The organism is Cellulosimicrobium sp. EB106-03-01-XG111 (assembly GCF_058792115.1).
In genome coordinates this window covers 197,151-218,813 of sequence record NZ_JBYTEQ010000010.1, presented here as the reverse complement: position 1 = coordinate 218,813, position 21,663 = coordinate 197,151, and the positions used below count along the sequence as shown (strand labels likewise).

Sequence of the window (21,663 nt, the reverse complement as noted above, 5' to 3'; positions counted from 1 at the left end):
AGGGTCTACCATCCGCCGCTCGTTCCTCGCGGCTCCCGCCAGGCCCGCCACGACCCGGCGCCACCGCCCCACCCACCCGGCTTCATCTCACCCCCGGCGCTGCTTCCTCAGCACGGCGGCAGCCGGTCACCTCGCGGTGACCGCCACGCACGACGGCGGCCGGTCACCGTGAGGTGACCGGCCGCCGTCGTGCGTGGCTCGGGTGCGTCAGTAGAGGCTGATCGCGAGGCGCTGGCGGGCCTTGCCGACGCGGGGGTCGGTGGGGCCCACGACCTCGAAGTAGTCGAGGAGGCGCACGCGGAGCTTCTCCTTGCCGTCCGCGTCGGCGCCGGGCAGGAGGTCGAGGAGCCGGTCGAGGGCGTCGTCGACGTGCCCGCCGAGCAGGTCGAGGTCGGCGATGGCGAGCTGGGCGTCGACGTCCTGCGGTGCGGCGGCGGCCGCGGCGCGGACCGTCGCGAGGTCGGCGTCGCGCGTGCGCTGGAGGAGGCGGACCTGCGCGAGCCCCGCGACGGCGAGGGCGTCGCGCGGGTCCTGCTTGATCGCCTTCTCGTAGGCCGCGACCGCGGCGTCGAGGTCGTCGCGCTCGATCGCGTCGTACGCCTCCTGGTGCAGCGGCGGGAGCTCGGGCTCGGGCTCCGCGACGGGCTCCGCGGGGCGCTCGGGCTCGCCGTCGGCGCCCTGTGCAGGCGCGCGGCCCGTCACGCCGTTCGCCTCGGCCGCCTGGAGCACCTGGTCGAGCACGGCGCGCACCTGCTCGACGGGCGCCGCGCCCTGGAACAGCGGCACCGGCTGGCCCTGGAGGATCGCGACGACGGTCGGCACGCCCTGGACCTGGAACGCGGCCGTGATCTGCGGGTACGCCTGGGCATCGACCCGGGCCAGGAGGAAGCGGCCGGCGTACTCGTCGGCCAGCGCGCCGAGGTCGGTGCCGAGCTGCGCGTTCGCCTGGTCCGTCGGGATCCACAGGAGCACGACGACCGGGTACTGCGCCGAGTCCTGGACGAGCTGACCGAACGTCTCGTCCGTGACGTCGACGACGTACCCGCCCGCGGCGGGCGCGCCGCCCTCCTCGCCGGGCGGGGGTGACTGCGGCCTGGTCAGCGCGGACAGGTCGACCGCGCCGCGCACGTCGAACGTGGGCTGGGTGGGTTCGCTCATGGACGCAATCCTACGGAGCGTCAGGAGTTCGCGACCGACGTCGCGACGTGCTCGTTGCCCACCACGCGGATCTTCTCCTCGGAGCCCGCCGGCGGCACGTAGAGCGCGACGACGTCGACGTACCCGACCTTCAGCACGTTCGTCGGGGCCGCGTCGCCGTACAGCGCCTTGATCGTCTCGGTGTCCGGCGGCACCTGCGCGCCCTCCTCGGCGGTCATCGACTCCTGCGAGGTCATGGCCCCGACCACGAGGGCGCCGCCGTCCGCGGTCCGGACCGCGCGCACGGGCTCGTCGGGGTTGGGCGTGAACGTCAGCGCGTAGGCACCCGCGGCGGGCTCGAGCGCCGTCGTCCAGTCCTGCGCGCGCTTCGCGAGCAGGGCGCGGAACGAGTCCTCCTCGAAGGACCCGGCGAACCCGGAGCCCCCGCCCAGGTTGAGCACGTCGGCGTACTGCGCGACGGCGTCCGTGGGCGTGACGAGCAGGCTCGAGTCGTCGGGCGCGACGTCCTCGCTGCCGATGCTCGGGTCCGCGAAGCTCGGCATGGTGACGCCCGGCAGGAGGCGGACCCAGGCCCAGAGCTGGTAGTCGCCGCGCGCCGTGTCCTGCTCCAGGACGGACAGGCGGGGCGTCTGCAGGTTCTCGGGCTGCACGCTCACGGCGAACGACGTGCGCGGCCAGGTCTGCGTCGTCGGGATGACGACCTGCTGCGCCTCCGTCGGGAGCTCGGTCACGAGGTCGGCGTTGCCCCGCGCTGCGGCGACGGCGAGCTGGCTCGATCGGATCGCGAGGGCGGGGCCCGTGACGCGGCCCTCGAGCTGCGCCGCGTCGTTGGTCTCGCTCGCTGCCGCGAGCGCCGCGGCGACCGCGTCGAGGACGGCGGTCTCCTGCGCCTCGGTGAGCACGGGCGGCGGCGGGTCCTGCGTGGGGTCGGGCTCGGGCGTCGGGAGGGGTGCGGAGCAGGCGGCGAGCAGGAGCGCGCCGACCAGTCCCCCGGCCACCCCGCCGAGGTGACGACGGGCGCGGCGGGCGCGGGCCGTGTCGCGGGCGGTGCTGGTCATCGGGTGCTGTCCTTCGTCTCGTCCGGGTCGCTCTCGGGTGCGGGCGCCGGGGCGCTCTCGCCGCTGCCGGGCGTGAAGCCCCACGCCCGGCGCCAGGCGTCGGCGCGCGTGGTCGCGCTGTCCTCCGTGGTCGGGTGCGCGCTCGCGTCGACGGCCGGCTGGGCCGCGGTCCGCGGGCGGCGCTCGCCGCGCGCGACGATCGGGATCTGGCCGGTGAGCCACGCGCGGCGCGGCTTCTGCCCGCGGGCCTGCTGCTGCGCGAGGCGGTCGGCCTCCTCGCGCTCGCGCAGCTCACGTCGCGTGAGCATGCGCACCTGGGCCGTGTCGGTCGGCACCTCGCCGTCGGGCGTGCCGTCGTCGTCCGACGACGTGCCCTCCGTCGCGCCGGCCGGCGAGACCGCGGGGGTCGCGGAGGTCGTGGTACCGCCGGAGGGACCGCGGCGGCGTGGCCGCAGGCTCGCCGCCCCGATGCCGAGACCGAGGAGGATGAGGACGGCACCGCCGATGACACCGGGCCACAGGAACGGCGTCTCGACCTGGCGCGGCCACGACAGCTCGACGGTCGGGGCGACGGCGCCCTCGCCCACGCCGGCAGCGAGGAGCTGCCAGCGGCCGGGCTGGTCGGACCAGCGCAGGCTCGCCGAGCCGGCGCCCGTCGCCTCCTCCAGCCACATGTCGGAGCCCGCGGGGTCGACGCCGGCCACGGGCGTCTCCGCGGTCGCGCCGCCCTCGGCGGGCGTCTCTCCCTCGGCCGGGCTCTCGCCGTCGGCGGGCGCGTCGCCCTCCGCGGGCTCGTCCTCCGCGGCCGGCGCGTCGACGGCGCGCGTCGCGAGCGCGTCCCAGTCGGACAGGCCGGTGACCACGCCGTGCGGGTCCTCGCCCACCCACCCGGTCACGTCGGCCTCGCGGCCGATCGCGAGGGTGACCTGCTGCTCGCCGGGTGCTGTCGCGCGGACCGTCACGTCCTCGGCGACGAGGTCCAGGACCCCGGGCGCGGTGACGAGCACCGTGCCGTCGCCGGTGTACGCCGTGGTCGCCACGACCGTGTCGCTGTCCCGCCAGACGGTGGCGGACGCGACACCGAGGCCGACGGCGACCAGCCCTCCTGCGAGCAGGAGGGCGGCGATGATTCGTTGCAGCACCGAGGTTCCCTTCGTCGATCGACGTTCCAGGATAGGTGCGAAACCCCTCGTAGATCGACCGAGACGGTTCGGCTGTGGATCCTCACGAACCGTTCACGCGCCCCTCCCGCGACGGTCTCACCGCTCCCAGGGAACGCCGCGCCCGACGGCCGGACGGGCCGCCGTCCGCGCGGGGGACGACGGCGCGCGCAGCACTGCGACCATCGTCTCACCCCCACCAATCCGGGTATTCAGGACAGCGTGATCCCCGTATCCTGGTCGGAGCACGGCGGGGCCGTGGCACGACCGCCGCGCCCTCCCTCCCCGGGAGGGGACGCCGCCCGGCGGCGGAAGCCGCGACGACTCAGCACCGGAGGTCATCGACGTGTCCGACGAGCGCACGCTCTTCCCCATCACGATGCGCGGGTACGACCGCGTCCAGGTCGAGGCCCAGCTCGCCAAGCTGGAGAAGGCCGTGGAGGACGCGCGGGCGCGCGTCGAGGCGGCGGACGCCCGCGCCATGCAGCTCACGAGCGAGCTCAACGACGCCCAGCGCCAGCTCCGCGAGGCGGACCGGCCGTCGTACGCGGGGCTCGGATCCCGCATCGAGCAGCTCCTGCGCTCGGCGGAGGAGCAGTCGGCGGACATCCTGTCGCAGGCCAACGCCCAGGCGGCCGACATCATGGCGCGCGCGAAGCTCTCCGCCGGCCAGGTCCGGTCCCGCGCCGAGAACGAGGTCGCCGAGCTGCTCAACAGCGCGCGCCTGGAGTCGGAGGAGATCCGCTCCACGAGCGCGTCGGAGGCCGAGGGCACGCTGCTCAGCGCCCAGCGCCGCGCGGAGGAGCTCGTGGGCTCCGCGGAGCGCGAGGCCGCGCGCATCCAGAGCGCGCTCGCCACGGAGGAGAGCGAGCGGCGCGCGTCGCTCGAGCGCGAGCTCGGCACGCTGCGTGCGACGGCGGAGCGCGAGACGACGGAGCTGCGCGTCACGACCGAGCGCGAGGCCGCGGAGCTCCGCGCGCGCGTGGCGGCGGAGACGGCGGCGCAGCGCGAGGCCGCCGAGCGCGAGTCGGCGGAGCTGCTGGAGAACGCCCGTCGCGAGGCGCAGCGCCAGGTGGACGAGGCGCAGCGCAAGGCGACCGAGGCGGCGAACGCCGTCACGTCCGAGATGGAGGCGCTGCGCGACCAGGCCCGCACCGCCCTCGCGGACGCCGAGCTCGAGGTCGTGCGTCGCCGCGAGGAGGCGGAGCGCGAGAACGCCGAGCGCCACGCCGCCGCCAAGGCGGAGACGGAGAAGCTCGTCTCGACGGCCGAGGAGCACGCCGCCGAGGCGGAGAAGCGTGTCGCCCACGCGCTCCGGCAGGCGGAGAAGGTCCGCAGCGAGTCCGACGCGTACGTGAAGGACCTCCTGTCGACGGCGCGCCGCAACGCCGACCAGGTCGTCGCCGAGGCCCGCGCGTTCGCCGACCAGACGGTGAGCGACGCCAAGGCCGAGGCCGAGCAGCAGCGCAACGTCGCCCAGCGCCAGCTCGAGGACCTCACGCGTCAGCACGACTCGATCAACACCTACCTCGACGAGCTCCGCGGTCTGCTCGGCAGCGAGGGCGAGGCCACGAAGGCCCCCGCGAAGAAGGCGGTGCCCGCCGGGACGCCCGCCCAGCAGGCGCGCGCCGCGACGCTCATGACGGCCGAGTTCCCGGTCGTCCCCGAGGAGTCCGCGCAGCGGGTCGGGACGGTCGAGGCGCCGGCGAAGCGCGGCCCGGCGAAGTCGGCCGACGCGAAGCCCGCCGACGCGAAGCCCACCGACGCGAAGCCCACCGAGACGAAGCCGGGCGCGGAGTCCGACGCCCCCGCCTCGGCCTGACGCGGTGCCGACCGGCGCGGGCCCGTCGGGCCCCTCGGGGTCCGCTGCCGACGACTGGCGTCGGCAGCGGACCGAGGCCGCCGCGCACCAGCAGCGCGAGCTCGACCGGCAGCGCGCCCGGGAGAGCGAGGTGGCGCGCGGCCTGCTCGCCGACTTCGTCGCGCGGGCGCGCGCACGGGGTCTCGCTCCGGAGCCGCTCCGCGCCCGCGCGTTCGACGGCACCGCGACGTACCGCACCCCGCTGCGCGGGTGGTACCTGCGCCGCAACCGCAGCGTCGCCGTCGGTGAGGACGGTGAGTTCTACGTGCTCTCCGTGCCCGGCGGCGTGCGCGCGCGCCTGCGCGGCGTCGCGGTCGAGCCGTCCGACCCGCCGCTCGTGCTCGGCAAGGGCGGGCGGGACGGCGAGTCGATCGACCTCGCCGACGCGCTCACGCTCGTGCTCGACGGGCGCTGACGCGCGGTCAGCGGCTCAGACGGCCGCCCGCGCCAGGAGGTCCGCGAGCGCATCGGCCACCGCGGCAGGGTCCTCGACCGCGCTCATGTGGCCCGCTCCCGTCACCTGCACGAGCTGCGCGGCCGGCGCGGCGGCGGCCATGTGCTCCGCCTCCGCGACGGGCGTGACCTGGTCCTCCTCGCCCACGACCACCGCGACGGGCCCCGCGAACCCCGCGAGGACGGACGTGCGGTCGGGGCGGGCCGCCATCGCCCGCTGCGACCACGCGACGCCGTCGGGCCGCTGCGCCCGGATCCACTCCTCGAGCCGGGGCGTCAGGTGCGGGCGCGCGGCCTTGCTCGTCTCGCCGAGGAGGACCCCCGGCATGCCGAGGACGGCGTCGACGGTCTGCGAGCTCGCCGCCTCGTCGGCGATGCGCAGCCGGTTGGCGCGGGCGTCGTCGGAGTCGGCCGTGGACTTGGTGTCGACGAGCCCGAGGCCGGCGACCAGCTCCGGCCGGCGCTCCGCGAGCGCGAGGGCCACGTAGCCGCCCATCGACAGGCCCGCGACGACCGCGCGCGTGATCCCCGCCGCGGCGAGCGCGTCGGCGGTCGCGTCGGCCGCCGCCTCGATCGACGGCGGCTCGTCCCCGAGCGGGCTCGCGCCCAGGCCCGGGAGGTCGACGGCGACGACGGTGGGCTCGCCCGGCAGGGCCTCCGCGACGTCGGCCCACATCCGGTGGTCGAGCGGGAAGGCGTGCAGCAGCACGAGCGGGGTCCCGTACCCCTCGCGCAGCGTGAAGGTCTCGAGCGGTGCCGTCGTCACGTGGTCCTCCTGGGGTCGGTCGGGTGCGCGCGGCGCCTCGCGCCGCGACGCGGTGTCAGTCGACGACGCCGTCGGACCGGCTCGCGTCGTAGCTCGCCTGGTCCGAGTCGGCCGTGTCGCGGTCCGCGGTCGCGCCGGCCTCGCCGTCCCACGTGGTCGGCAGCGGCAGCGGGAACCCGGGGCGCACGTGCCCCACGATCTCGTCGAGCACGCGCCGCACCGACGACTCCCCCACCCACAGGTGCTTGGCGCCCTCGACGCCGATCACCTCGGCGTTCCGCACGCGCGCGAAGCGTCGGCGCGCCTCGTCGGGGCGCAGGTAGTCGTCGAGCTCGGGCACGAGGACCACCAGCGGCTTGCCGAACGCGTCCCAGCGGTCGAGGTCCGCGTCCGTCGCGCGGTGCAGCGGGGGCGAGAGCAGGATCGCGCCCTCCACCGCCGGGTCCGTGCCGTGCTTGAGCGCGAGCTCCGTGCCGAACGACCACCCCACGAGCCACCGGTTCGGGAGGTCGTGGAACTCGGCGAACTCGATCGCCGCCGCGACGTCGAAGCGCTCGGCCTCGCCGCCGTCGAACGCACCCTCGCTCGTCCCGCGCGGGGACGACGTGCCGCGCGTGTTGAACCGCAGCACGGCCAGGTCCGCGAGCGCCGGCAAGCGCCACGCCGCCTTGCGGTAGACGTGCGAGTCCATGTACCCGCCGTGCGTCGGCAGGGGGTGCAGCGTGACGAGGGTCGCGACCGGGTCGCGGTCCGCGGGGAGCGCCAGCTCGCCGACGAGCGTGAGGCCGTCGGCGGTGTGCAGCTCGACGTCCTCGCGTCGCGCGGGCAGGACGCTGAGCGACCGGATGGGGGTCGGCTCCGTCGAGGCTCGGGCGGGGTCGGGCGCGGTCTCGGGTGCGGTGCTCATCGTCCCGAGCCTAGTGCGTCTACCGCGGCCGACGGCGGCCGCGCGCCTCCCAGCACGACGTGTGCCAGTGGCGACGGTGGTCGAGCGCCGTCTGGGCCCCGAAGAAGGAGTCCTCCTGCCACGCCACGACGTGCCCCGTGCCCGGCGGGATCTCCTGCTGGCAGCCCGGGCAGAGGTACGTCTTCGCGCCGCCGCGCACCGTGCGGACCTGCCACTCGCCGTCGGCTCCCGACTCCCGGCGCGCGCCGCCGAGGGCGCGGTCCAGGTCGAGGGGAGCAGGCTCCGCACCCCAGGGTCGCTTGCGGGACGGTCGGCGGGACGGCATGGGCCCATTCTCCCCCGCGGCCCCGTCGACGACCTCTTCGCACGGCGCTCGCCGGACCACGGGGCGGGGCGACGAGCAGCACGGCGCAGAGCGCCAGGCACGGGGGCTGCCGCTCCCAGCGGGCGTCCAGCCGCGACCGCTAGAGTGTCCGGGCCGGTGCTGCACCCGGCGTCCGACCGCGAGGTGGCCCGTCCCCGGGCGCCGACGACCGCCGTCGTGCGGGTGCGGCCCAGACCCGACGGCCCCCGCCGTCCCCCCGACCCGAAGGACCCTCCTCGTGAAGCACCGCACCCTGCGCGGCGTCGCCGCGCTCACCCTGGGCGCCGCCCTCGTTCTCTCCGGCTGCTCGTCGGAGGGCGGCGGTTCCGACGACGAGACGTCGGCGAGCCCGTCCGCCTCCGACGGCGCGACGTCGTCGCCCGAGGACGTCGCGGCGCTCGAGGCCGTGACGGTCACGGGCGACCCCGGCAGCGAGCCCACCGTCGAGTTCGAGGCCCCGCTCGAGGTCTCGGGCCCGGTCGCGCTCTCGCTCGGGGACGGCGACGGCGACGAGATCGCGAAGGGCCAGGAAGTGACGCTGCACCAGGCCGCGTACTCCGGCACGGACGCGTCGAAGCTCGGCTCCACGTGGGAGGACGACTCGGCGCAGCAGATCGTCCTCGACGACCAGGTGTACCCCCAGCTGCTCGACACGCTGGTCGGCAAGAAGGTCGGCACCCGCTTCCTGTTCGCCGCACCGGGGCAGGACGGCAGCGCCGTCCTCACCGTCGCCGAGGTGACCGAGGTCCGGGACGCCCCGGTCGCGCCGGACCCCGCCGACGTGCCGGACCGCGCCGAGGGCGAGGCCGTGACCCCGGCCGAGGGGCTGCCGGTCGTCACGCTCGACGACACGGGCAAGCCGTCGATCGAGATCCCCGAGGGCTACACCGCGCCGACCGAGCTCGTCGTGCAGCCGCTCATCAAGGGCACCGGCCCGGAGGTCACCGAGGACCAGACGGTCATCGCCCACTACACGGGCTGGAAGCTCGACGGCGAGCAGTTCGACTCGTCGTGGGACCGCGGCGAGCCCTCCACCTTCCCGCTGAGCGGCGTCGTCGCCGGCTGGACCCAGGGCCTGTCGGGCCAGACCGTCGGGAGCCAGGTGCTCCTCGTCATCCCGCCGGCCCTCGGCTACGGCGAGAAGAGCGACACCAACACGAACGAGCTCGCGGGCGAGACGCTCGTCTTCGTCGTGGACATCCTCGCGGCCTACTGATCCGGCGCCGCGTCACGGAGGGCCGCACCCCGCTCGGGGTGCGGCCCTCCGCACGTCCGGGGGCGTGTCGGGACGCGGCGCGGGCGGGTCGTAGGCTCGACGCATGACGGACGCCTCCACGACCTCGGTCCCACCCGTGCCCGACGACGCCCCCGCGACCCCCTCGGCCGCCCCGCCCGAGCGCGAGGTGCTCACATGGGAGACCTTCGGCGTCGCCGCGCGCGAGCTCGCCGAGCAGGTCGTCGCGAGCGGGTTCCGCCCCGAGGTCGTCGTCGCGGTCGCCCGCGGCGGGCTGCTCCCCGGCGGCGCGGTCGCGTACGCGCTCGGGACCAAGGGCGTCGGGACGCTCAACGTCGAGTTCTACACCGACATCGGCCAGACCCTCACCGACCCGCGCGTGCTGCCGCCCCTCATGGACACGTCCGACCTGCCGGGCGCGCACGTGCTCGTGGTCGACGACGTCGCCGACTCCGGCCGGACGCTCGCCCTGGTCATGGACATGCTCAGCACCCACGGTGCCGAGGCCCGCTCCGCGGTGCTCTACACGAAGCCGCGCACGATCATCCAGCCGGACTACTCGTGGAAGGACACCGACCTCTGGATCACGTTCCCGTGGTCGGCCGACCCGCCCGTCGAGGGCGCACAGTCCCGGCCGAACGACTGACCCGCCCGGACGACTGAGCCGGCTCGACGACGAAGCGGCCGCCCCCGTGGAGGGACGGCCGCTTCGTCGTGGATCAGGGTCGCGCGGGGATCAGAAGTCCCAGTCGTCGTCCTCGGTGTTGACGGCCTTGCCGATGACGTACGACGAGCCGGACCCGGAGAAGAAGTCGTGGTTCTCGTCGGCGTTCGGCGACAGCGCCGAGAGGATCGCCGGGTTGACGTCCGTCTCGTCCTTGGGGAAGAGCGCCTCGTAGCCGAGGTTCATGAGCGCCTTGTTGGCGTTGTACCGCAGGAACTTCTTGACGTCCTCGGTCAGCCCGACGCCGTCGTAGAGGTCCTCCGTGTACTGCACCTCGTTCTCGTAGAGCTCGAAGAGCAGCTCGAACGTGTACGCCTTGAGCTCGTCGCGCTCCTCCGGGGAGAGCTTCTCGAGGCCCTTCTGGAACTTGTAGCCGATGTAGTACCCGTGCACGGCCTCGTCGCGGATGATGAGGCGGATGAGGTCGGCCGTGTTCGTCAGCTTGGCGCGCGACGACCAGTACATCGGCAGGTAGAAGCCGGAGTAGAAGAGGAACGACTCGAGCAGCGTGCTCGCGACCTTGCGCTTGAGCGGCGAGTCGCCCTTGTAGTACTCCATGACGATCTCGGCCTTGCGCTGGAGGTTCGGGTTCTCCTCCGACCAGCGGAACGCGTCGTCGATCTCGCGCGTGGAGCACAGCGTCGAGAAGATCGACGAGTAGCTCTTGGCGTGCACCGACTCCATGAACGCGATGTTGGTGTACACCGCCTCCTCGTGCGGCGTGATCGCGTCGGGGATGAGCGACACCGCGCCGACCGTGCCCTGGATCGTGTCCAGCAGCGTCAGGCCGGTGAACACCCGCATCGTGAGCTCCTGCTCCTGCGCGGTGAGCGTGTGCCACGACTGGATGTCGTTCGACACCGGCACCTTCTCGGGCAGCCAGAAGTTCCCGACGAGGCGGTCCCACACCTCGAGGTCCTTCTCGTCCTCGAGACGGTTCCAGTTGATCGCGCTCACGCGATCGATGAGCTTGAGCTTCCCCGTGGGCGACATCTGCCTTCTTCTCTCCTGCTGACCCCGGACCGACCGGGACGACTTCGTGGGACCGAACCCCGCGCCGTCGGCCACGCCTCTCCGAGAGGGTGGCCGACGGCACCGGGCATCGAGGCAACCGGTAGCTGCCTCAGGCGACTACAGCATGCAGCTGACGCAACCCTCGACCTCCGTGCCCTCCAGAGCCATCTGACGGAGGCGGATGTAGTAGAGCGTCTTGATGCCCTTGCGCCACGCGTAGATCTGCGCGCGGTTGACGTCGCGCGTCGTGACCGTGTCCTTGAAGAACAGCGTGAGGCTCAGGCCCTGGTCGACGTGCTGCGTCGCGGCGGCGTACGTGTCGATGATCTTCTCGTAGCCGATCTCGTACGCGTCCTCGTAGTACTCGAGGTTGTCGTTCGTCAGGTAGGGCGCCGGGTAGTAGACGCGCCCGATCTTGCCCTCCTTGCGGATCTCGATCTTCGACGGCACCGGGTGGATCGAGGACGTCGAGTTGTTGATGTAGGAGATCGAGCCCGTCGGCGGGACGGCCTGGAGGTTCTGGTTGTAGATCCCGTGCTCCATGACCGAGGCCTTGAGGGCCGCCCAGTCGTCCTGGGTCGGGATGTGCACGCCGGCGTCGGCGAAGAGCCGGCGCACGCGCTCGGTCGCGGGCTCCCACACGCGGTCGGTGTACTTGTCGAAGTACTCCCCCGTCGCGTACTTCGAGTCCTCGAAGCCGCCGAACGCACGCCCGCGCTCGATCGCGAGGCGGTTCGACGCCGCGATCGCGTGGTAGGCGACCGTGTAGAAGTAGATGTTCGTGAAGTCGATGCCCTCCTCGGACCCGTAGTGGATCCGCTCGCGCGCGAGGTAGCCGTGGAGGTTCATCTGGCCGAGGCCGATCGCGTGCCCGGACTCGTTGGCCCGCTTGATCGACGGCACCGACTCGATGCTCGTCTGGTCGGAGACCGCGGTGAGCGTGCGGATCGCGGTGTCGATCGTCTTCGCGAAGTCGGGCGAGTCCATCGTCTTGGCGATGTTCAGCGAGCCGAGGTTGCAGGAGATGTCGCGGCCGACGTGGTCGTACGAGAGGTCCTCGTTGAACGTCGACGGCGTCGAGACCTGGAGGATCTCCGAGCACAGGTTCGAGTGGGTGATGCGGCCCTTGATCGGGTTCGCCTTGTTCACCGTGTCCTCGAACATGATGTACGGGTAGCCGGACTCGAACTGGAGCTCGGCGATCGTCTGGAAGAAGTCGCGCGCCTTGATCTTCGTCTTGCGGATGCGCGAGTCGTCGACCATCTCGTCGTACTTCTCGGTGACGGAGATGTCGGCGAACGGCTTGCCGTAGACGCGCTCGACGTCGTACGGCGAGAAGAGGTACATGTCCTCGTTCTTCTTCGCGAGCTCGAACGTGATGTCCGGGATCACGACGCCGAGCGACAGCGTCTTGATGCGGATCTTCTCGTCCGCGTTCTCGCGCTTGGTGTCGAGGAACCGCATGATGTCCGGGTGGTGCGCGTGCAGGTACACGGCGCCGGCGCCCTGGCGCGCGCCGAGCTGGTTCGCGTAGGAGAACGAGTCCTCGAGCAGCTTCATCACGGGGATGACGCCGGACGACTGGTTCTCGATGTGCTTGATGGGCGCGCCGTGCTCGCGGATGTTCGACAGGAGCAGGGCGACGCCGCCGCCGCGCTTGGAGAGCTGCAGCGCGGAGTTGATGCCGCGCGCGATGGACTCCATGTTGTCCTCGATGCGCAGCAGGAAGCAGGACACGGGCTCGCCGCGCTGCGCCTTGCCGACGTTGAGGAACGTGGGGGTCGCGGGCTGGAAGCGGCCCGAGATGACCTCCTCGACGATGTCCAGCGCGGCCTGCTCGTTGCCGTCGGCGAGGCCGAGCGCGACCATGCAGACGCGGTCCTCGAAGCGCTCGAGGTAGCGCTTCCCGTCGAACGTCTTGAGCGTGTACGACGTGTAGTACTTGAAGGCGCCGAGGAACGTCTCGAAGCGGAACTTCTTCGCGTAGGCGAACTCGAACAGCGACTTCACGAACTCGCGGTCGTACTTCGCGAGGACGGCCGGGTCGTAGTACTTGTTCTCGACGAGGTAGTCCAGCTTCTCCGCGAGGTCGTGGAAGAAGACGGTGTTCTGGTTGACGTGCTGCAGGAAGTACTGCCGCGCGGCCTCACGGTCCTTGTCGAACTGGATCTCGCCGTTCGGGCCGTAGAGGTTGAGCATCGCGTTGAGCGCGTGGAAGTCGAGCTGGGTGCTCGCGAGCGGCACCTCGGTGACCGTGCCACCGCCTGCCACGCTCACGCCGGAATCCGTGACTGTCGTTGCCAAAATCGTCCCAATCCGTCGCGGACGCGCGCGGCGTCCTCGGCTGTTCCCAGGAGTTCGAAGGCGTACAGGTAGGGCACCTGGCACTTCGCGGAGATGATGTCGCCGGCGATGCAGTAGGCCTCGCCGAAGTTGGTGTTGCCGGCGGCGATGACGCCGCGGATCAACGACCGGTTGTGCACGTCGTTGAGGAACTTCACGACCTGGCGCGGGACGGCACCGCCCTCGTTGCCGCCCCCGTAGGTCGGGACCATGAGCACGTACGGCTCCTCGACGCGCAGGAAGCCCTCGGTCGGACGCAGCGGGATGCGCTGGACGTCCATGCCGAGGGCCGACAGGTCGAGCCGCTGGACGAACCGGTGCGTGTTCTCGCTGACGCTGGAGAAGTACACGAGCGACCCCACGGGGACGCACCTCCGTCCTGCCCTGCTCCGCCTGCTTCCGTACGTGGTCCGGGCGCCTCGCGGCGCCGCGGGGAGACCGGTCAGGCGACGACCGGCGCGACCTTCTGCGCGAGGGCGGTGATCTGGTCGGGGCGGAACCCGGACCAGTGCTCGTCCCCCGCCACGACCACGGGCGCCTGCAGGTAGCCGAGACCGCGCACGAGCTCGAGCGCCTCGGCGTCCTGGGTGATGTCCACGACGGAGTACTCGATGCCCTTCTTGTCGAGAGCGCGGTACGTCGCGTCGCACTGGACGCAGGCCGGCTTGCTGTAGACCGTGACGCTCATGGGGTGGCTCCTCGTCTCGCGCTCTCGTCCGGGACGGTCCTCGGGGAGGGAGAAACTTCTCTGACCTCGAAGGACACCGGTGGAACTACGTCTGTGTGATTCGCCAGAAGGCCTCCGGCCCCCTGGGTGTGCAACCACTATACCTAGTGGTCGAGACCGTGCCACCGCACTAGATGTCGTGGTGGAACTTCACCCTGGCGGTTGTGCTAGGCGCCATGGATCCATGGTCCCAGGACCCTCTGACACTCCCTCCGAGCGGTCGTCCACAGCTCGTCGTCCACCGCTCCGGCGGTCCCGGAACGGCGTCTTCTCGCGGTCGGCGAGAGACCGTCCACAGGGTGGGGACGGCGTCGATCCACACCCTGTGCGGACTCGACCGGGCCACCTCCCCGGCCCGGCGCCGTCCTCCGGGACCGGCCCGGCGGCCCTCCCGAATCCCCCCAATCCGGACACGCAAGCCCTCCAACTCGTCGGCGTGTCGCGTTTCCTCGGCGTGTCGCGCCCCGGGACGCGCCCGTGCGACAAAGGTCACCTCGGCGCGGCCTGCCGCTCGACGCGCGACCGCGGGCGAGAGCGGCTGGGGGGCGAGCGCACGAAGGCCCGCCCGGAAGGACCGGGCGGGCCTGTCGAGGCGGTCGGCTCAGGCGGTCTCGTCGACCGTGGGGAGCGTGTTCGACGTCGCGAGCCGGCGGTACCAGTGCGCGGAGTCCTTCCACGTGCGCTCGAGCGTGTCGTAGTCCACGCGGATGATGCCGAAGCGGCGCTCGTACCCGTAGCCCCACTCGAAGTTGTCGAGCAGGGACCACGCGAAGTACCCGCGCACGTCGGCGCCGGCGTCGATCGCGGCGCCCACGGCGTCGACGTGGTCGTGCAGGTAGGCGACGCGGCGGTCGTCGTGCACGCGGGGGGTCCCGTCCGCGTCGACCGTGACCTCGTCGGCGAACGCGGCGCCGTTCTCGGTCACCATCATCGGCTGGTGCGGGTACGCCGTCGCCACGGAGACGAGCAGCTCGGTCATGCCGGCGGGCTCGATGTTCCAGCCCATGGCGGTGTACGGGCCGGGCTGCTGGACGAACTCCACGTCGTCGACGCCGATCCACGGGCTGTGGCTCGACGCGCCGTGGCCGTCGTTCTCGGACCGCTCGCCCTCGCCGGAGAAGTGGCGCACGCGCACCGTCGAGTAGTAGTTGACGCCGAGGATCGACAGCGGCTGGCGCACCGTCTCGAGGTCGCCCTCCTGCACGAACGACCAGTCGCTCACGTGCGCGGTGTCGGCGAGCAGGTCGGCGGGGTACTCGCCGTCGAGCATGGGGGCGAGGAACGCGCGGTTGGCGAGCGCGTCGATCTTCCGCACCGCGTCGAGGTCCGCGGCCGACGACGGGTCGTCGGGCCGGATGACGTGCAGGTTGAGCGTGACGGACGTCTTCGCGTCCTCGCCGAGCTCGTCACGGATCGCCTGGACGGCGAGGCCGTGCGCGAGGTTGAGGTGGTGCACGGCCGCGAGCGCCGCGGCGGGCTCGGTGCGGCCGGGCGCGTGCACGCCGGAGCCGTAGCCGAGGTAGGCGGAGCACCACGGCTCGTTGAGCGTCGTCCAGGTGTCGATCCGGTCCCCGAGCTCGCGCGCCATGTGGCGGGCGTACTCGGCGAACGCGTACGCGGTGTCGCGGTTGGCCCAGCCGCCGGCGTCCTCGAGCTCCTGCGGGAGGTCCCAGTGGTAGAGCGTGACGACGGGCTTGACGCCCTTCTCGAGGAGCGCGTCGACGAGGCGCGAGTAGAACGCGACGCCCTCGGGGTTGAGCGGGCCGGTACCGCCCGGCTGCACGCGCGACCACGAGATGGAGAACCGGTACGCGCCGAGGCCGAGGTCGGCGATGTGCTGCACGTCCTCCTGCCACCGGTGGTAGTGGTCGTCCGCGACGTCGCCGGTGTCGCCGTTGAGCGTGCGGCCCGGGGTGTGGGAGTACGTGTCCCAGATGGACGGCGTGCGTCCGCCCTCGGCGGCGGCGCCCTCGATCTGGTAGGCGGCGGTGGCGGAGCCCCAGAGGAAGTCGGTGGGGAACGTGCGGCGGCCCGACGACGCAGGCGCGGCCTGGGCGTCGACGTCGACGGGGGCGGTGGTGTCGGTGGTCACGAGGGTCCTCGCTGGTCGGTCGTCGGACGACGCGGTCCGCGACGGTGGTCGGGTCGGTGGTCGGCGCGGGCCGACGCCGGGCGGACGCACCATGGGAGCGCTTCCATGGTGCGTCCGCCCAGGATACGTCCTCAGCCGAGGTCGATCGTCACGCTCGTCGCGCCGTGCGCCTCGGCCGACGCCGCGCCGGCCCGCACGGACCAGGCCGCGGGGGCGTCGTCGGACGAGACGGTGAGGGTCGCACCCGACCGGCGCACGCGGAACGTGGCCCCGGCCGCGCCGTCCGACGGCGGGACGACCACGAGCTCGTCGTAGCCGTCGGGCAGCTCGAACGCGTGCAGCGTGACGCCGTCGGCCCAGTCGTAGTCCGGCCGGTCGGTGCGGGCGCCGACCGGGAGGACGGTCCCCGGGCGCACGAGCACCGGGAGCGAGTCGAACCCGTGCGTCTCGGTGACCCAGCGCGGGCCGGTCACGGTCTCGCTCAGGGCGGGGCCGCCGTCGGGCTGGACGAGACGCGTCCACGTGCCCTCCGGCACGTAGTACTCGACGCGGCCGTCCGCGCGGAACACCGGCGCGACGAGGAGCGCGTCGCCCAGCAGGTACTGCGTGTCCGCGGTGTACCCGGTGCGGTCGTGCGGGAGCTCGAGCACGAGCGGTCGCATCATCGGCACGCCGTCGGTGTGCGCCTCCTCGGCCACCCGCCCGAGGTACGGCATGAGCGAGAGCTTGAGGTGCGTGAACTTGCGCGTCACGTCGACGGCCTCGTCGTCGAACGCCCACGGGACCCGGACCGATCCCGAGCCGTGCAGGCGCGAGTGCGACGACAGCAGGCCGAACGCCGTCCAGCGCTTGAACACGCCCGGGTCGGGCGTGCCCTCGAAGCCGCCCATGTCGTGGCTCCAGTAGCCGAACCCGGACATCGACATCGACAGGCCGCCGCGCAGCGACTCGGCCATCGACGCGTACGTCGAGTCGCAGTCGCCGCCCCAGTGCACGGGGAACTGCTGCCCGCCCGCGGTCGCGGACCGCGCGAACAGCACCGCGTCGCCCTCGCCGCGCTTGCGCTCGAGCAGCCGGAAGACGGCCTCGTTGTAGAGCTGGGCGTAGTAGTTGTGCATCTTGCGCGGGTCGGAGCCGTCGTGCCACGCGATCCCGTCGACGGGGATCCGCTCGCCGAAGTCGGTCTTGAAGCAGTCGACGCCCTGGTCGAGCAGGCCCTCGAGCTTGCCCACGTACCACGCGGTCGCGTCGGGGTTGGTGAAGTCCACCAGTCCCATGCCGGCCTGCCACAGGTCCCACTGCCACACGGAGCCGTCCTCGCGCTGCACGAGGAAGCCCTGCTCCGCGGCCTCCGCGAAGAGCGGCGAGCGCTGCGCGACGTACGGGTTGATCCACACGCACACCTTGAGCCCGCGGTCGTGCAGGCGCCGGAGCATGCCCTCGGGGTCGGGGAACGTGCGCGGGTCCCACTCGAAGTCGACCCACTGGTACTCGCGCATCCAGAAGCAGTCGAAGTGGAAGACCGACAGCGGCAGGTCGCGCTCAGCCATGCCGTCGATGAAGCCGTTCACGGTCTGCTCGTCGTAGCTCGTCGTGAACGACGTCGTGAGCCACAGCCCGAACGACCACGCCGGCACGCGCGCGGGGCGGCCCGTGAGCGCGGTGTACCGGCGCAGCACGTCCTTGGGGGTCGGGCCCTGGATGACCAGGTACTCGAGCGCCTGGCCCTCGACGGAGAACTGGACGCGCGTGTTCACCTCGGACGCGACCTCGAACGAGACCTTCTCCGGGTGCTCGACGAACACGCCGTAGCCCTTGGTCGTCAGGTAGAGCGGGACGGACTTGTACGCCTGCTCGCTCGACGTGCCGCCGTCCTCGTTCCAGATGTCCACGACCTGGCCGTTCTTGACGAACGGCCCGAACCGCTCCCCCAGCCCGTACACGAGCTCGCCCGGCTCGAGCGCGAGCTGCTCGTGCGTCCACGTGCCGCCGTCGTCGGACGTGACGTGCCCGACCGACTTCGGCAGCGAGGACGTGAGGACCTCGCCGTCCGCCTCGAAGTCCACGCGCCAGCGGTCGCCCCGGTGCACGCGCACGGCGAGGTCCTTGGACCGCAGGACGGCGACGTCGTCGTGCACCTCGACCTCGGGCCGGAACCCCGGCTCGCCGGTCACCTGGAACGCCGGGCCCCGGCGCACCGCGCCCTGGTGGTGCTCGACGCGCACGCGGATCACACCGGGCGCGGGCGAGGAGTACGTGGTCGTGAGCATCGGGCGGTTGAGCGTGTCGCCCCGGCCGCGGATCTTCGCCGTCGGCGCGTACACGGTGAGCGTGCCGGCCGCCTCGTCCGCGCGGACGTCGTCGACCTCGACCGCGTAGAGCGGGTCCATGCCCGGTCGGACCTGCCAGTACCCGTCGGTGAACTTCATGGGTGGTGCTTCCTTCGTCGGTGCGTATCGGTGTCTCGGGGCGTCAGGCCGGGGGCCTCACTTGACGGCGCCGGCCGTCACGCCGCGGGTGAGGGTGCGCTGGAAGATGAGGAAGAAGATCAGCGCGGGGATGAGCGAGACCAGCGCGCCCGCGTTGGTCGTCGGGGCGTCCATCATCCGGTCGCCCTGGAGCGACGCGAGCGCGATGGGGATCGTCTGGGTGTCGTTGGTCGTGAGCATGACCAGCGGGATGAAGAACTCGTTCCAGGTCCAGATGAAGAAGAAGATCATGAGGACGCCGAGCGTCGGCCGGACGATCGGGTACACGACCTGCCACAGGATGCGCCAGCGGCCGGCGCCGTCGAGCTGCGCCGCCTCGAGGAGCGCGGGCGGGAACGTCCCGAGCACGGACGAGAGCAGGTAGGTGCCGAACGCCGCCTGGATGACCGTGAAGATGATGATGATCGACCACTGCGAGTTCGACAGGCCGACCTTCTGCGCCATGTCGAACAGCGGGTAGATGAGCGCCTCCTGCGGCAGCATGTTCGCCACGAGGAACAGCGTGACGATCCACAGCCGGCCCTTGATGCGGCCGACGCCGATCGCGTACGCGCTGAGGAGCGACAGGAGCGTCCCGAGCACGGCGACGAGCGCCGAGATGAAGACGGAGTTCCAGAGCTTCTGCGGGAAGTTCGTGCGCGTCCAGAAATTCTGGACGCCGTCGAGGTAGAGCTCGCTCGGGATGCTCAGCGGCCCGTCCTGGGAGTACTCGGCCGGGGACTTGAACGCGTTGAGCACCATGATGACGAACGGCGACAGCATGAGGAGCGCGACCAGGACCGCCGCGGCGAGCACGAACCAGCGGCCGATCCCGCGGCGGTAGCGCTCGTCCTGCCGCGTCGCACGGAGGGCGCGGCGGGGGCGGGACGCGTCGGCGCCCGGCGCCACCGCGTCCGCGGGGGTGGTGGTGACGGTGGACATCAGCGGCCCTCCTGCTCACGACGCTCGGCGCGGCTCTGCAGCGCGAGGATCACGACGGCGACGACGATGATGACGAGGGTGAGCACGGTCGCCACCGCGGCGCCGTAGCCGACCTTCGACTTGTCGAAGAAGTTCAGGTACGAGTAGTAGCTCGGGACGAGCGTGGAGCTCTCGGGGCCGCCGCGCGTGAGCACGTAGATCGGCCCGAAGACCTTGAGCGCCGCGACGGTGCAGGTGAGCGTGACGACGAACGTCTCGGGACGGATCTGCGGGATCGTGATGGCCCCGAAGCGCCGCCACCAGCCGGCGCCGTCGAGCTCGGCGGCCTCGTAGAGCTCGGGGTCCACGCGCTGGAGCGCGGACATGAAGATGACCACCGGGTAGCCGATCTGCACCCAGATGAGCACGAGCATGACGCTCGGCAGCGCGGTCGAGGTGTCGCCGAGCCAGTTCGGCGGGTTCTCGACCCCGATCCCGCGCAGCATCACGTTCAGCGCGCCGGTCTGGGCGTTGAGGATCCAGTTCCACAGCACGCCGGCCACGGCGACCGGGAGGATCTGCGGCAGGTAGTACGTCGCGCGCAGGAACGCCGCGACGCGCGGCCCGAACCGGCGGCCCAGGTAGTCGAACAGCACGGCCGCGAGGACGAGACCGACGAGCGTCGGCACGACGACCATCGCGAGGATCATCGCGATGGAGTTCTGGAACGAGGTCCAGAACGCCGAGTCGTGCATCAGGTCGGCGTAGTTCCCCAGCCCGTACCAGCGCATCGGCGCCATGCCGCCGCGCCACTTGAACAGGCTGTAGTAGACGTTCATCGCGAACGGGTAGCCGATCACGACGACGAACGCCACCGCGCCGGGCAGGAGGTAGGGCAGGTACGGGAGCCAGGCGGGCCGGCGACGACGGCGGCGTGCCGCGGTCGCGCGCGACGCCTCGCGCGCGGGTCCGGGCCCGGCCTCGGGCACGGTGTCGGTGCGGGTGGTCATGACGGTCTCTTTCGCGGGAGGTCCTCGGGTGGTGCTCGGGTGGTGCCCGGGCGGCCGGCCGACGCAGGTGCCGGCCGGCCGCCCGGGGCGGGCGGTTCCGCTCAGCTGTCGAGCAGGTCCGCCTTGCCGTCCACGTAGGCGGACTCGAGGCCGTCGAGCACCTCGGTCGGCGACTTCGACTGGTTGATGAGGGACTGGAGCTCGCTGACGATCACGTCGTAGTAGCCGGGCACGGGCCAGTCGGGGTAGAACGCGAGGCCGTCGTCGTCGAGGATCGCCTGGAAGTTCTCGGTGAGCTGCTGCGTGCGCTCGTCCGTGATGACGGACGCGTCACCGGCGACGGGCAGGCCGCCCTTCTCCGCGAGGATGTTCTGCACCTCGGGGCGCAGCGTGACGTCGATGAACTCCTCGGCGAGGTCGGGCGAGTCCGCGTTCGCGGGGACGACCCACAGGTTGCCGGACGAGCCGACCTGGAGCGTGTTGCCGGGGAAGTTGAACTGGCCCCAGTCGGCGTCCATCTCCTCGACGATGCGGCCGAACCACCACGAGCCGGAGACCATCATCGGGTAGGTGCCGTTGATGAAGGAGACGCCCATGTCCTCGGCGGTGAGCGCCGCGGAGTCGGACGCGACGTAGCCGTCCTTGATCCAGGAGTCGAGCGTCTCGGTCGCCTGCGTCATCTCGGGACCGTGGAAGTCGGGGTCGCCGTCGAAGAGCTGGTACTGGTCGACGAAGTCGCGGTCCGCGTTCGCGAGCACGAGCTCGTACCAGAGCTGGCCCATCGGGTACTCGGCGCCGGCCTCGGCGAGCGGCGTCACACCCTGGGCCTTGAAGGCCTGCATGACAGTCTCGAGCTCCTCGAGCGTCGTCGGCACCTCGAGCCCGAGCTCGGCGAACATGTCCTTGTTGTAGTAGACCTGCACGAACTCGCCGTAGTTCGGCACGCCGTACCACTCGCCCGAGCCCATGAGGCCCTGGTCGTCGTAGGTCGCGGTCGTCTGGAGCGAGCCGCTGAGCTTCTCGTCCCAGCCGCGCTCGGTCGCCGCGTCGGTGAGCGGGGTCAGCAGGCCCTGCGCGGCGAGCTGGCCGGCGGTCGCGTTGCCCTTGTTGTACTCCATGACGTCCGGCACGTCGTCGCCGGTGAGGACGATCTTGGCGTTCTTCTGGATCTGCTCGAACGTCTGCTTCTCGACGACGACGTCGACGTCCGGGTTCTCCTCCTCGAAGATCTCGATCGCCTTGGCCCAGGCCTGGCCCATGGCCGAGTCCTCGTTCTCGTAGTGCCAGATCGTCAGGGTCTGGTCGTCGGACCCGCCGCTGCCGCCGGAGCTCCCGCACGCCCCGAGGGCGAGTGGGAGCGCTGCCACGGCAGCGACGAGCGAGATCTTCCGGGATCGCAGCAT

Annotated in this window: 19 protein-coding genes; 4 read left to right on the top strand and 15 right to left on the bottom strand. The window is 72.1% G+C overall.

Translation table 11 applies throughout. From position 1 onward, the window contains the following. Positions 1–207: 207 nt before the first annotated feature. From AC3WT4_RS11385 to AC3WT4_RS11375, 3 genes are read right to left on the bottom strand one after another with little or no spacing between them, the layout of a single operon-like run. Positions 208–1,158, bottom strand: coding sequence for a tetratricopeptide repeat protein (locus AC3WT4_RS11385; RefSeq protein ID WP_074807478.1), 951 nt, complete (start codon positions 1,156–1,158; stop codon positions 208–210). A gap of 20 nt (positions 1,159–1,178) precedes the next feature. Beyond that, positions 1,179–2,216: a DUF8094 domain-containing protein gene (locus AC3WT4_RS11380; protein WP_108051074.1), complete on the bottom strand. Its 1,038-nt coding sequence runs from the start codon at positions 2,214–2,216 to the stop codon at positions 1,179–1,181. Next, complete coding sequence (locus AC3WT4_RS11375) at positions 2,213–3,358, bottom strand: hypothetical protein (RefSeq protein WP_492315469.1); 1,146 nt, start codon at positions 3,356–3,358, stop codon at positions 2,213–2,215. Before AC3WT4_RS11375 ends, AC3WT4_RS11380 begins: the two co-directional genes overlap by 4 nt. Before the next feature lie 364 nt (positions 3,359–3,722). Between AC3WT4_RS11375 and AC3WT4_RS11370 the strand changes: the two genes are divergently transcribed. Both AC3WT4_RS11370 and AC3WT4_RS11365 read left to right on the top strand, forming a co-directional pair. Then, complete coding sequence (locus AC3WT4_RS11370) at positions 3,723–5,198, top strand: coiled-coil domain-containing protein (RefSeq protein ID WP_492315468.1); 1,476 nt, start codon at positions 3,723–3,725, stop codon at positions 5,196–5,198. Between the two features lie 4 nt (positions 5,199–5,202). Continuing rightward, positions 5,203–5,652 (top strand): hypothetical protein, encoded by a 450-nt coding sequence (locus AC3WT4_RS11365; protein ID WP_257417166.1) that lies wholly within the window; start codon positions 5,203–5,205, stop codon positions 5,650–5,652. A gap of 15 nt (positions 5,653–5,667) precedes the next feature. Here AC3WT4_RS11365 and AC3WT4_RS11360 read toward each other — a convergent pair whose 3' ends face one another. Genes AC3WT4_RS11360 through AC3WT4_RS11350 form a run of 3 tightly spaced genes read right to left on the bottom strand, consistent with a single transcriptional unit; the run spans position 5,668 to position 7,688 of the window. Next, on the bottom strand, positions 5,668–6,456 hold the full coding sequence (locus AC3WT4_RS11360) for an alpha/beta fold hydrolase (RefSeq protein ID WP_492315467.1): 789 nt from the start codon (positions 6,454–6,456) through the stop codon (positions 5,668–5,670). A gap of 55 nt (positions 6,457–6,511) precedes the next feature. Continuing rightward, positions 6,512–7,363: an alpha/beta hydrolase gene (locus AC3WT4_RS11355; RefSeq protein ID WP_354051657.1), complete on the bottom strand. Its 852-nt coding sequence runs from the start codon at positions 7,361–7,363 to the stop codon at positions 6,512–6,514. Between the two features lie 19 nt (positions 7,364–7,382). Then, positions 7,383–7,688, bottom strand: coding sequence for an Rv1322 family protein (locus tag AC3WT4_RS11350; protein WP_074807491.1), 306 nt, complete (start codon positions 7,686–7,688; stop codon positions 7,383–7,385). 277 nt (positions 7,689–7,965) lie between these two features. On the opposite strand from AC3WT4_RS11350, the gene AC3WT4_RS11345 reads away from it, so the two are divergent. Beyond that, a complete protein-coding gene (locus tag AC3WT4_RS11345; RefSeq protein WP_074807494.1) occupies positions 7,966–8,943 on the top strand; it encodes an FKBP-type peptidyl-prolyl cis-trans isomerase in 978 nt (325 codons plus the stop codon). A 103-nt stretch (positions 8,944–9,046) separates the two neighbouring features. Beyond that, entirely contained in the window at positions 9,047–9,607 is a 561-nt protein-coding gene (locus AC3WT4_RS11340; protein WP_163188238.1) for a phosphoribosyltransferase, read from the top strand. Between the two features lie 90 nt (positions 9,608–9,697). Here AC3WT4_RS11340 and nrdF read toward each other — a convergent pair whose 3' ends face one another. The 9 genes from nrdF to AC3WT4_RS11295 all read right to left on the bottom strand — a co-directional run bounded on the left by nrdF (position 9,698) and on the right by AC3WT4_RS11295 (position 21,663). Next, positions 9,698–10,678: a class 1b ribonucleoside-diphosphate reductase subunit beta gene (nrdF, locus tag AC3WT4_RS11335; RefSeq protein ID WP_074807497.1), complete on the bottom strand. Its 981-nt coding sequence runs from the start codon at positions 10,676–10,678 to the stop codon at positions 9,698–9,700. Between the two features lie 138 nt (positions 10,679–10,816). Further along, positions 10,817–12,976, bottom strand: a complete 2,160-nt coding sequence (nrdE, locus tag AC3WT4_RS11330) for a class 1b ribonucleoside-diphosphate reductase subunit alpha (RefSeq protein WP_083385132.1) — start codon at positions 12,974–12,976, stop codon at positions 10,817–10,819. After that, on the bottom strand, positions 12,973–13,404 hold the full coding sequence (nrdI, locus tag AC3WT4_RS11325; protein WP_492315466.1) for a class Ib ribonucleoside-diphosphate reductase assembly flavoprotein NrdI: 432 nt from the start codon (positions 13,402–13,404) through the stop codon (positions 12,973–12,975). Before nrdI ends, nrdE begins: the two co-directional genes overlap by 4 nt. 80 nt (positions 13,405–13,484) lie before the next feature. Next, positions 13,485–13,730 (bottom strand): glutaredoxin-like protein NrdH, encoded by a 246-nt coding sequence (gene nrdH / locus AC3WT4_RS11320; protein ID WP_074807501.1) that lies wholly within the window; start codon positions 13,728–13,730, stop codon positions 13,485–13,487. A 640-nt stretch (positions 13,731–14,370) separates the two neighbouring features. Then, positions 14,371–15,861 (bottom strand): GH1 family beta-glucosidase, encoded by a 1,491-nt coding sequence (locus tag AC3WT4_RS11315; protein WP_492315465.1) that lies wholly within the window; start codon positions 15,859–15,861, stop codon positions 14,371–14,373. A 131-nt stretch (positions 15,862–15,992) separates the two neighbouring features. Beyond that, the gene (gene yicI / locus AC3WT4_RS11310; RefSeq protein WP_492315464.1) at positions 15,993–18,290 is read right to left on the bottom strand and encodes an alpha-xylosidase; all 2,298 of its coding nucleotides are present in this window, start codon (positions 18,288–18,290) and stop codon (positions 15,993–15,995) included. Between the two features lie 57 nt (positions 18,291–18,347). After that, a complete protein-coding gene (locus AC3WT4_RS11305; RefSeq protein ID WP_083385134.1) occupies positions 18,348–19,271 on the bottom strand; it encodes a carbohydrate ABC transporter permease in 924 nt (307 codons plus the stop codon). Further along, positions 19,271–20,260, bottom strand: a complete 990-nt coding sequence (locus AC3WT4_RS11300) for a carbohydrate ABC transporter permease (protein WP_081599874.1) — start codon at positions 20,258–20,260, stop codon at positions 19,271–19,273. Before AC3WT4_RS11300 ends, AC3WT4_RS11305 begins: the two co-directional genes overlap by 1 nt. A gap of 101 nt (positions 20,261–20,361) precedes the next feature. Beyond that, a complete protein-coding gene (locus tag AC3WT4_RS11295; RefSeq protein ID WP_074807509.1) occupies positions 20,362–21,663 on the bottom strand; it encodes an ABC transporter substrate-binding protein in 1,302 nt (433 codons plus the stop codon).

Excerpts from the sequence above, each read along its gene's own strand:
- AC3WT4_RS11340 (WP_163188238.1), top strand. The coding sequence starts at position 9,047 with ATGACGGACGCCTCCACGACCTCGGTCCCACCCGTGCCCGACGACGCC.
- AC3WT4_RS11300 (WP_081599874.1), bottom strand. The coding sequence starts at position 20,260 with ATGACCACCCGCACCGACACCGTGCCCGAGGCCGGGCCCGGACCCGCG.
- AC3WT4_RS11305 (WP_083385134.1), bottom strand. The coding sequence starts at position 19,271 with ATGTCCACCGTCACCACCACCCCCGCGGACGCGGTGGCGCCGGGCGCC.
- yicI (WP_492315464.1), bottom strand. The coding sequence starts at position 18,290 with ATGAAGTTCACCGACGGGTACTGGCAGGTCCGACCGGGCATGGACCCG.
- AC3WT4_RS11385 (WP_074807478.1), bottom strand. The coding sequence starts at position 1,158 with ATGAGCGAACCCACCCAGCCCACGTTCGACGTGCGCGGCGCGGTCGAC.
- nrdH (WP_074807501.1), bottom strand. The coding sequence starts at position 13,730 with ATGAGCGTCACGGTCTACAGCAAGCCGGCCTGCGTCCAGTGCGACGCG.
- nrdF (WP_074807497.1), bottom strand. The coding sequence starts at position 10,678 with ATGTCGCCCACGGGGAAGCTCAAGCTCATCGATCGCGTGAGCGCGATC.
- AC3WT4_RS11355 (WP_354051657.1), bottom strand. The coding sequence starts at position 7,363 with ATGAGCACCGCACCCGAGACCGCGCCCGACCCCGCCCGAGCCTCGACG.
- AC3WT4_RS11380 (WP_108051074.1), bottom strand. The coding sequence starts at position 2,216 with ATGACCAGCACCGCCCGCGACACGGCCCGCGCCCGCCGCGCCCGTCGT.
- AC3WT4_RS11295 (WP_074807509.1), bottom strand. The coding sequence starts at position 21,663 with ATGCTGCGATCCCGGAAGATCTCGCTCGTCGCTGCCGTGGCAGCGCTC.
- AC3WT4_RS11350 (WP_074807491.1), bottom strand. The coding sequence starts at position 7,688 with ATGCCGTCCCGCCGACCGTCCCGCAAGCGACCCTGGGGTGCGGAGCCT.